At 72.2% G+C, this 7,803-nt stretch carries 5 protein-coding genes; 1 reads left to right on the top strand and 4 read right to left on the bottom strand.

The genetic code is table 11. The annotated features are described in order from the left end of the window. Positions 1-305 precede the first annotated feature (305 nt). A complete protein-coding gene (locus tag E2C05_RS07995) occupies positions 306-1,277 on the top strand; it encodes a Bug family tripartite tricarboxylate transporter substrate binding protein (protein ID WP_158292008.1) in 972 nt (323 codons plus the stop codon). Positions 1,278-1,367: 90 nt separating this feature from the next. Here E2C05_RS07995 and E2C05_RS07990 read toward each other — a convergent pair whose 3' ends face one another. The 4 genes from E2C05_RS07990 to E2C05_RS07975 all read right to left on the bottom strand — a co-directional run bounded on the left by E2C05_RS07990 (position 1,368) and on the right by E2C05_RS07975 (position 7,771). Next, entirely contained in the window at positions 1,368-2,996 is a 1,629-nt protein-coding gene (locus E2C05_RS07990) for a thiamine pyrophosphate-binding protein (RefSeq protein ID WP_133219089.1), read from the bottom strand. A gap of 125 nt (positions 2,997-3,121) precedes the next feature. Beyond that, positions 3,122-4,579 (bottom strand): N-acyl-D-amino-acid deacylase family protein, encoded by a 1,458-nt coding sequence (locus tag E2C05_RS07985; RefSeq protein WP_133219088.1) that lies wholly within the window; start codon positions 4,577-4,579, stop codon positions 3,122-3,124. A gap of 86 nt (positions 4,580-4,665) precedes the next feature. Beyond that, complete coding sequence (locus E2C05_RS07980; protein ID WP_158292007.1) at positions 4,666-5,607, bottom strand: Bug family tripartite tricarboxylate transporter substrate binding protein; 942 nt, start codon at positions 5,605-5,607, stop codon at positions 4,666-4,668. A 67-nt stretch (positions 5,608-5,674) separates the two neighbouring features. Continuing rightward, complete coding sequence (locus E2C05_RS07975) at positions 5,675-7,771, bottom strand: PQQ-dependent dehydrogenase, methanol/ethanol family (RefSeq protein WP_133219086.1); 2,097 nt, start codon at positions 7,769-7,771, stop codon at positions 5,675-5,677. Positions 7,772-7,803: the final 32 nt, after the last annotated feature.

Genomic DNA, 7,803 nt, shown 5'->3' with positions numbered 1-7,803 from the left:
TCAGCGCCTGGACGAACTCGGTCGGGTAGGCGCGGTCGCGGTCCACCCGGCGCCAGTACTCCCCGGGAAAGCGGGCGCAGAGCTTCGCAACCTCCTCCCGGATCTCGGCATGCGGGTCGGCAACGAGCAGCGGCTGGTCCATGGCGTCCTCCGTCGCCCCGGCATGTGGACCGGCCTTTCCGGGCTGGCAAGCGGCGCGGCGACCCTCCGGCGGCTGGAACTGCACCGGCTGCGCGCCCATCTGGCGGGCCAGCGACGGCCCCGTAACGGTGGCGTCGCTGGCCCTTGCCGGAAGGAACCAGCCCGTGAATCGCCGCCCCCTCCTCGCCGCCCTGGCGGGAATGCCGCTTGCCATCCCCGCCCTGGCCCAGCCGCGCTGGGCGCCCAACCGGCAGATGCGGCTGGTGGTGCCCTTCCCGGCGGGCGGCAGCCCGGATGTGCTGACCCGGCTGATGGCACCCCATGCCCAGGCCGCGCTGGGCCAGCCGGTGGTGGTGGAGAACCGCACCGGCGCCGGCGCCACGGTGGGCGGCGCCTTCGTGCTGCAGCAGCCGGCGGATGGCCACACGGTGCTGACGGCGACCATCTCCTCCGTCACTGCGCCCTTCATGCTGGCGCCGCCGCCCTATGACCCGCAGCGGGACTTCCGGGCGCTGAGCCTGCTTGCCATCACGCCCACGGTGCTGGTCACGCGCCCCGGCTTTCCGGCGCGGACGGTGCAGGAATGGCACCAGGTGGTGCGGGCCAATCCCGGGCGTTTCACCTTCGGCTCCGGCGGCGTCGGCAACCCGGCGCATCTGGCCGGGGAGCTGTACCGGGCGATGACCGGCGCCGACATCACCCATATCGCCTTCCGCGGCAGCGCCCCGGCGCTGGTGGAGCTGCGGGCGGGACGGCTGGACTTCATCATCGTCGACCTGCCGGCGGCGCAGCAGATGATTGCCGAGGGGACCATCCCCGCCCTGGCGGTGGGCACGGCGGAGCGGGTGCCGGCGCTGCCCGACCTGCCGACGATCGGGGAGGCGGTGGCGCCGGGCTTCGAGGCCTATTCCTACGTCATGTGGTGGGTGCCGGCGGCGACGCCGGACGCCGCCGGCGACCGGCTGGCGGAGGTGGCGCAGGAAGCGCTGCGCCAGCCGGAGGTGCAGGCGCGCGCCAGCACGGCCGGCTTCCTGCTGCGCGGCACGGACCAGGCGGGCGCCCGCGCGCATGTCCAGGCCGAGGCCGCCAAGTGGGGACGCATCATCCGCGAGCGGAACATCCAGTTCGACGGCTGAGACAGGGGGTCTGTCGGGCCCGGCCGCCACGCGGCGGCCGGGCGCCGGCCCGGCGCCTCCCGGCGTCGGTCCTGCCGCGGCCGGGCCCGGCTATTCCGCCGCCAACCGCCGCGGCAGGACCGCCTGCAGCGAGGTGCGCACCACCACCGCCGCGGCGCCCGGCGCCCGCAGCGCCGCCGCCAGCTTCGGCAGGTCGTCCCTGTTCTCCACCACCGTCACCGGCACGCGGAAGGCGGCGCACCACTGGGCGAAATCCGGGTTCTCCAGGCTTGTGCCGGAGACACGGCCGGGATGCGCCTTCTCCTGGTGGATGCGGATGGAGGCGTAGGAGCCGTTGTCCGACAGGATGAGCTTGAGCGGCGCGCCGCGTGCCACCGCCACGGCATATTCGCCCCCCGTCATCAGCGCGCCGCCATCGCCGACCAGGGCGACCACCGTCCGGTCCGGGCAGCGCAGCGCGGCCGCGACGCCGGCCGGCACGCCGAAGCCCATGGCGCCGGACACAGGCGCCAGCAGCCGCCGCGGCGGCGTCCAGGCGACCTTGCGGTAGAAAGGCGCGCCGAAGGTGCCGGCATCCAGGGTGACGATGGCGTCGGGCGGCGCCGCCGCTTCGATCAGCTTGGCGGCCTCGGCGAAGGCGACGCCATCGGCGTAGCGGCCGGGTGCCACCTGGCAGTCCGAGACATGCAGGTCCCGCAGCCTGGCATTCCAGGCGGCACGGCCGGCCGGCGCCGCCGGCGCCTCCCCGGCCAGCGCGGCGATGGTCGCGCGGGCATCGGCGGCCAGCGCCATCTCCGCGGGGAAGAGCCAGCCGAGGAAGCGCGGATCGGCGCAGACATGCACGAGGCGCTGGCCGGGCGCCGGCCAGGTCCAGCCCTGGGTGGTGATGTCGGTCAGCCGCGTGCCCAGCGCCAGCACCAGATCGGCCTCGGCGAAGGCGGCGCGCTGGTCATCCGGGTTCCGCAGGCCGAGATCGCCGGCATAGAGCGGATGCGCATTGTCGAAGAGGTCCTGCCGGCGGAAGGAGACGGCGACGGGGATCTGCCAGGCCTCGGCGAAGGCGCGCAGCGCTTCCCGCCCGCCGGGCGCATCCAGCGCATGGCCGGCCAGCAGGATCGGGCGTTCCGCCGCGCGCAACAGGGCGGCGAGGCGTGCCGCGTCCGCCGGCGCGGGCGGCGCGGGGGCGGGCAGGGTCGCCGGCGGCAGCGGCGCGGCGCAGGGCAGGGCCAGCACATCCTCGGGCAGGGAGAGCACCACCGGCCCCGGTACGCCGCCCATCGCCATGGCGTAGGCGCGGGCGATCAGTTCCGGCACCTGCTCGGGGTCCGTCGCCTCGCCGATCCATTTGGCGATGCCACGGAACATGGTCGCGTAGTCGATCTCCTGGAAGGCGTTGCGGCGGAGGTCGCGCTTCTCCACCTGGCCCACCAGCAGGATCAGCGGCACGGCATCCTGCTCGGCCGTGTGGACGGCGATGCTGGCATTGCAGGCACCCGGCCCGCGGGAGACGAGAACGACGCCCGGCCGGCCCGTCAGCTTGGCATCGGCCACCGCCATGAACCCTGCCCCGCCTTCCGACCGGCAGGTGACCAGGTCGAGGCGGGGATGCGCGTGCAGCGCGTCGAGCAGGGCGATGTAGCTCTCGCCGGGCACGCAGAAGGCGCGGTCCACCCCCTGCGCGGCGAGAAATTCCACGAGTCGTTCGGCGGCGGAGGGCATGCGCTGGTCCGGTCGTTTCCTTGCCAACCGGACTACCGCAGGGGGAGGGGATTGCAAGCCCGCCCGGCGCGCCGCGCGGACAGGCCGCGGCAGGTTGCGCCGCCCTGCCCGCTTGGGCCGGGCGATCAGTCCCGGTTGCGACGGATCAGCCGGCCGGGCGCCTCGCCGGTCAGGCCGGCGCCGGCGCGGAACACCGGCACGCCATTGGTCCAGACCTCCTCGATCCCGTCGCTCTCCTGCTTCGGGTCCTCGAAGGTCGCGCGGTCCATGACCTTGTGCGGGTCGAACAGCACCAGGTCGGCATAGGCGCCCGGGCGCAGCACGCCGCGATCGACCATGCCGAAGAGCTGCGCGGTGCGGCCGGTCATCTTGTGCACCGCCTCCTCCATGCTCAGCAGCCCGAGCTGGCGCGAATAGAGGCCGAGGACGCGCGGGAAGGTGCCCCAGAGCCGCGGATGCGGGTGCGCGTCATGCGGAATGCCGTCCGAGCCGATGACGGAGAGCGGATGCGCCATGATCCGCCGCACATCCTCCTCGTCCATCTGGAAGGTGATGGCGCCGGCCGGCAGCAGCTTCTCGGCCGCCGTGCGGATATCGGTGTTCCAGCCGCGCGCCACCTCCGTCAGGTCCTTGCCCGCCATCTCGGGGAAGGGAATGGACCAGGTGACGATGACCCGTACATCGTCCCGCAGCCGGTCCGGCATGAGCACGGTGCTGCCGGCCGGGTAGGGGTACATGTCGTAGGCCACTTCCTGCATGGCGGAAGCGGCCTCGATCAGCGCCAGGGTCTGGGTGCTGCGGCCGTAATTCTCGGGCATCGAACATTTGTGGTGGCTGATCCAGACCGGCACGCCGACGCGCTTGCCGATCTTCAGCGTCTCCTCGATCGAGGCGCAGACCCGGTCCGCCTCGTCCCGCATATGGGTGAAGTACATCCCGCCGGCGGCGCGCAGCGGCTCGGCCACCGCGATCACCTCCTCGGTCGTCGCATGCATGTTGGGCTTGTACCAGAGCCCGGTGGAGAAGCCCGAGGCGCCCTCGGCCAGCGCCTCCGCGACCAGGCGGCGCATCTCCGCGATCTCCCGGTCATTGGCCGGGCGATAGAGGTCGTCGCCCATGACGCGGTAGCGCAGGGTCTGGTGGCCGATGATGGCGTAGGTATTGACCGCGGCGGGGGTCTTCCGCACCGCCTCGGCATAGTCGCCGAAGCTGGCGAAGGAGAAGCCGCTGTCGCCGACGAGGTCGAGCGGCGGCGGCGGCCGCTTGCCCGCCTGCTGGGTCAGCGGCGCGAGGCTGACGCCGCAATTGCCGACGACGACGGTGGTGACGCCCTGCGACGACTTGCAGCGCAGGCATTCGCAGCCCGACAGCACGGCGCGGTCGTCATGCGTGTGCGCATCGATGAAGCCGGGGGCGAGGGCGCGGCCGGTGGCGATCACCTCCCGGTCCGCGCTGGCCCCGCCCAGGTCCCCCACGCCCACGATCCGGTCGCCGGTGACGCCGACATCCCCGACCCGGCGCGGCGCGCCGGTGCCGTCGAACAGGGTGGCGTCGCGGATGATGAGGTCGCAGCGCAAGGCCATGGCGGGTCCTTCGGGAAGCCGGGTCGGCCGATGATGGCCCGCCGGCCAGGCCGGCGCCAGACCGCCCCGCCGCGCCGCGGCCCGATCTATTCCGCCTGCCGCAGCCCGCCTTCCTCGATCACCGAGGCCATCGTCCGCGCATCCGCCGCGACCGTCGCGCCGAAGTCCCGGGCGTTCTGGAAGACGATGGGCGTGGTGATGCGCTCATGCCCCACGCGCATCGCCTCGGACCGCACCGCCGTCTCGCAGGCCGCCTCGTAGCGGGCGATGACCGCGGGCGGCGTGGCGGCCGGGGCGAACAGCCCGTGCCAGATGGCGAAATTCACGTCGAAGCCCTGTTCGCGCATCGTCGGCAGGTCGGGGAAGTCCGGTACCCGCTCGGGGTTCAGCACCGCGATCGGGTGCAGGTTGTTGGCGCGGACGGAGGAGGGGTGGTCGTTGAAGATTTCCACCGCGCCCTGCTGGAACGCCACCATCACATCGCTCGGGCCGCGATAGACGATGTGGTCCATCTTCAGGCTGGCCGCGCGGGCGAAGGTGACCATGGAGAGGTGCGGCGTCGTGCCCATGCCGGTTGAGGCATAGGGCATCGGCGCCGCCGCCTGCTTCGCCCGCTTCACCACGTCGGCGACCGTGCGCAGGCCGCTGCCCTGCGGCGTCATCATGATCAGCGGGGCGCGGTTCACCATGCAGATCGGCGCCAGGTCGCTGGCCTTGTAGCCGGCATTGCGCAGGAAGCTGGGCTGGATGGCGATGGGGCCGATGGGGGTGAACAGCAGCGTCTCGCCGTCCGGCCGGGCCCGCACCACCTCATTCACCGCGATGGTACCGGCGGCACCGGTGACGTTCTTCACCGCGAAGGGCCGGCCGAGCAGCGGCTGGAATTCGGCGGCCAGCAGCCGGGCCACGATATCGGCGGCGGAGGCCGGGCCGAAGCTGGTGACGATGACCGCGGCGGATTGCGCCCGCGCCGGCCCGGCGGAGGCCAGGCCGGCGACGAGCGCGAGCAGCGCGAGGATGCGGGGCATTGGGCGTTGTCCTCCCGATGTTTGCCCCAGCATCCCCCGGCGCCAGCGCCCGCCGCAAGCGCCGGCTTCAGCGCGGCCGCACGCCCTCCACCGTGTCCAGGATGAAGGCGCGGATCTGCAGCACCTGCGCCTCGTTCAGCCGCTCATGGAAGCGCGGCATCCCCTGGTCGGCGAAGGCGCCGCCGAGGACGAGTTGCGGCAGCGCCTCCAGCGTCTCCCGCCGCGCATAGCCGAGGTTGGGGACATTGCCGCCGCTGTTCACGCCGGGCACGCCATGGCAGCCCGCGCAGTGGGAAACATAGAGGCCGGTGCCTGCCTCCACATCCGCCTTCGCATACGCGATACCGGAAACCAGCGGCCGGCGTTCCGCCGTCACCGCCGCCGGCATGGCCGCCTGGCCGCCGACCCGGAAGGTGTAGACCCGGCCGGGCGAGACCCGCTCGCTGGCCCGCTGGACGATGCCATAGACGCCGCCCCAGCCGACCGCCACCGAGACATATTGCTGCCCGTCGATCTCGTAGGTAGCCGGCGCGGCGACCACGCCGGACCCGACCGGCACCTCCCACAGCTTCTTCCCGTCGCGCGCGTCATAGGCGACGAAGCGCGCATCGGCGGTGCCCTGGAAGACCAGGTTGCCGGCGGTGGTCAGCGTGCCGCCATTCCAGGGCCCGCCGAGGTCCTGCGCCCAGGCCGCTTCCTGCCTGATGGGATCCCAGGCCACCAGCCGGCCGAAGGGCTTCGCCTTGGGCGGCTCGGCATTCAACAGGTAGCCGAGATTCCAGCCGGAGGCGCTCTGGAAGGCGCCCGGGCGGGTGGCATTGCGCTGCCAGTTCACGTCCGGCGTCAGGGAAAGCGGCACGCCATGCACCGGCATGTAGACCAGGCCGGTCTGCGGGTTGAAGGACATCGGGTGCCAGTTGCGCGCGCCATAGGCGGTCGGGATCGCCTCGAAGGTCTTCGTCGGGTCGCGCGCCGCCGGGTTCTCGATCGGCCGGCCTTCGTTGTCGTAGCCGGTCGCCCAGTTCACCTCGGTATGCGCCTTGGCCGAGATCAGCCGGCCATCGGTGCGGTCGATGACGTAGAAGAAGCCGTTCTTCGGCGCGTGCAGGATGACCTTGCGCGGCTGGCCGTCGATGGTGAGGTCGGCCAGGATCATCGGCTGGACCGCGGTGTAGTCCCAGGTCTCGCCCGGCGCGTGCTGGTAGTGCCAGACATACTGGCCGGTGTCGGGCTTCAGCGCGACGATGGAATGCAGGTACAGGTTGTCGCCGCCTGCCGGGCTGCGCAGGTTGCGGTTCCAGGGCGACCCGTTGCCGGTGCCGACATAGATCAGATCGAGCTCGGCATCATAGGTCAGCGTGTCCCACATGGTGCCGCCGCCGCCGGCTTCCCACCATTTCCCGGCCGGGTCCCAGGTCTTCATGGCGCGGGCCATGGACTCGTCCTCGGGCGGGTTGGCCGGGTTGCCCGGCACGCTGAACCAGCGCCAGGCCTGCGCCCCCGTCTCGGCGTCATAGGCCGTCAGGTAGCCGCGCACGCCGTATTCGGCGCCGCCATTGCCGATGACGACCTTGTTCTTGAAGACCCGCACCGCGCCGCTGATGGTGTAGGGGCGGCTGCGGTCGATGATCGTGTCCTTCTCCCACACCTTGGCGCCGGTCGCCGCATCCAGCGCGAAGAGGCGGCCGTCGTAGGACGCGACATAGACCTTGCCGCGATGCACCGCGACGCCGCGGTTCACCACGTCGCAGCAGCCCTTCTCGCCGTATTCGCGCGGCACCTCGGGATCGAAGGTCCAGATGCGCTCGCCGGTGCGGGCATTGAGGGCATGCACCACGGACCATGACGCCGTGACATACATGACGCCGCCGACCACCACCGGCGTCGCCTGCACGCCGCGCTTGGAGCCGAGGTCGTAGGACCAGGCGAGGCCGAGTTGCGACACGGTGTCGACATTCACGGCCCGCAGCGGGCTGAAGCGGTTCTCCGCGTGGTTCAGGCCATAGGACGGCCAGTCGCGTCCCGTCGCGGTGTTCTGCCGGATGTAGTCGCCATCCACGCGGCCGACCGCGGCGCGGATCTGCTCGGGTGTCAGGGATTGCGCGAGGGCGGTGCCGGCGGCGCAGGCCAGCACCGCGCCAATGACGGCGCGGGTCAATTTCATTGATTTCGTCCTCCCCAAACTCGGACGGCGTC

It is taken from the genome of Paracraurococcus ruber (genome assembly GCF_004353985.1).
GTDB classification, from domain to species: domain Bacteria; phylum Pseudomonadota; class Alphaproteobacteria; order Acetobacterales; family Acetobacteraceae; genus Paracraurococcus; species Paracraurococcus ruber.
Note: the sequence above shows the minus strand (reverse complement) of the source record. Positions and strands in the feature narration are given on the sequence as shown.

Bases quoted from the DNA above. Each gene is read 5' to 3' on its own strand.
- E2C05_RS07990 (WP_133219089.1), bottom strand. From the start codon at position 2,996: ATGCCCTCCGCCGCCGAACGACTCGTGGAATTTCTCGCCGCGCAGGGG.
- E2C05_RS07985 (WP_133219088.1), bottom strand. From the start codon at position 4,579: ATGGCCTTGCGCTGCGACCTCATCATCCGCGACGCCACCCTGTTCGAC.
- E2C05_RS07980 (WP_158292007.1), bottom strand. From the start codon at position 5,607: ATGCCCCGCATCCTCGCGCTGCTCGCGCTCGTCGCCGGCCTGGCCTCC.
- E2C05_RS07975 (WP_133219086.1), bottom strand. From the start codon at position 7,771: ATGAAATTGACCCGCGCCGTCATTGGCGCGGTGCTGGCCTGCGCCGCC.